The organism is Modestobacter lacusdianchii, from assembly GCF_054177765.1.
On record NZ_JBJJTJ010000060.1, the window covers coordinates 1 to 2,206 of the forward strand.

Genomic DNA, 2,206 nt, shown 5'->3' on the forward strand with positions numbered 1-2,206 from the left:
GGGGTGATTGCGTGCCTTTTGAAGAATGAGCCTGCGAGTTAGCGGTACGTGGCGAGGTTAACCCGTGTGGGGTAGCCGTAGCGAAAGCGAGTCCGAACAGGGCGACACAGTCGCGTGCTCTAGACCCGAAGCCGAGTGATCTACCCATGGCCAGGTTGAAGCGCGGGTAAGACCGCGTGGAGGACCGAACCCACTTAGGTTGAAAACTGAGGGGATGAGCTGTGGGTAGGGGTGAAAGGCCAATCAAACTCGGTGATAGCTGGTTCTCCCCGAAATGCATTTAGGTGCAGCGTCACGCGTTTCTTGCCGGAGGTAGAGCACTGGATGGCCTAGGGGGCCCACAAGCTTACTGAAGTCAACCAAACTCCGAATGCCGGTAAGTGAGAGCGTGGCAGTGAGACTGCGGGCGATAAGGTTCGTAGTCGAGAGGGAAACAGCCCAGATCATCAGCTAAGGCCCCTAAGCGTGTGCTAAGTGGAAAAGGATGTGGGATCGCAGTGACAACCAGGAGGTTGGCTTAGAAGCAGCCACCCTTGAAAGAGTGCGTAATAGCTCACTGGTCAAGTGGTTCCGCGCCGACAATGTAGCGGGGCTCAAGCACACCGCCGAAGCTGTGGCATTCACATGAACCCGTCGGGGCCCTTGAGGTGCCGGCCAGGTGTGTGGATGGGTAGGGGAGCGTCGTGTGGCCGTGGAAGCGGCGGAGTGATCCAGCCGTGGAGGCCACACGAGTGAGAATGCAGGCATGAGTAGCGAAAGGGGAGTGAGAAACTCCCCCGCCGGATGACCAAGGGTTCCTGGGCCAGGCTAATCCGCCCAGGGTGAGTCGGGACCTAAGGCGAGGCCGACAGGCGTAGTCGATGGACAACGGGTTGATATTCCCGTACCCGCGAAAGAACGCCCATGCTGAACCCAGCGATACTAACCGTCCGAAGCCGGTGACTGACCTTCGGGTCTGATCTGGTGGAGCGCGGGACCTGGACTGGTAGTAGGCAAGCGATGGGGTGACGCAGGAAGGTAGTCCTACCGGTGAGTGGTAGTACCGGTGCAAGGGTGTGGCCCGCGATGTAGGCAAATCCGCATCGCATGCAGGGTGAGACCCGACGCATAGCCGAATGAGGCGAATTGGATGATCCTATGCTGCCGAGAAAAGCCTCTAGCGAGTTCTTAGCGGCCCGTACCCCAAACCAACTCAGGTGGTCAGGTAGAGAATACCAAGGCGATCGAGCGAACTGTGGTTAAGGAACTCGGCAAAATGCCCCCGTAACTTCGGGAGAAGGGGGGCCATCTGCTGTGAACCGCCTTGCGCGGGGCAGCGGTGGGTGGCCGCAGAGACCAGTGAGAAGCGACTGTTTACTAAAAACACAGGTCCGTGCGAAGTCGAAAGACGATGTATACGGACTGACGCCTGCCCGGTGCTGGAACGTTAAGGGGACGGGTTAGCTCTTCGGGGCGAAGCTCAGAACTCAAGCGCCAGTAAACGGCGGTGGTAACTATAACCATCCTAAGGTAGCGAAATTCCTTGTCGGGTAAGTTCCGACCTGCACGAATGGCGTAACGACTTCTCAGCTGTCTCAACCACAGGCTCGGCGAAATTGCACTACGAGTAAAGATGCTCGTTACGCGCGGCAGGACGGAAAGACCCCGGGACCTTCACTATAGCTTGATATTGGTGTTCGGTTCGGCTTGTGTAGGATAGGTGGGAGACTGTGAAGCGGGCACGCCAGTGTTCGTGGAGTCATCGTTGAAATACCACTCTGGTCGAATTGGATGTCTAACCTCGGTCCGTGATCCGGATCAGGGACAGTGTCAGGTGGGTAGTTTAACTGGGGCGGTTGCCTCCCAAAATGTAACGGAGGCGCCCAAAGGTTCCCTCAGCCTGGTTGGCAATCAGGTGTCGAGTGCAAGTGCACAAGGGAGCTTGACTGCGAGACCGACGGGTCGAGCAGGAGCGAAAGCTGGGACTAGTGACCCGGCACCGGCATGTGGAAGCGGTGTCGCTCAACGGATAAAAGGTACCCCGGGGATAACAGGCTGATCTTCCCCAAGAGTCCATATCGACGGGATGGTTTGGCACCTCGATGTCGGCTCGTCGCATCCTGGGGCTGGAGTAGGTCCCAAGGGTTGGGCTGTTCGCCCATTAAAGCGGTACGCGAGCTGGGTTTAGAACGTCGTGAGACAGTTCGGTCCCTATCCGCCGTGCGCG

General features: G+C 58.0%; 1 rRNA gene. It reads left to right on the forward strand.

Going from position 1 to position 2,206, the window contains the following annotated elements:
- Positions 1-2,206, forward strand: a 23S ribosomal RNA gene (locus ACJTNH_RS20695); the annotation flags it as partial.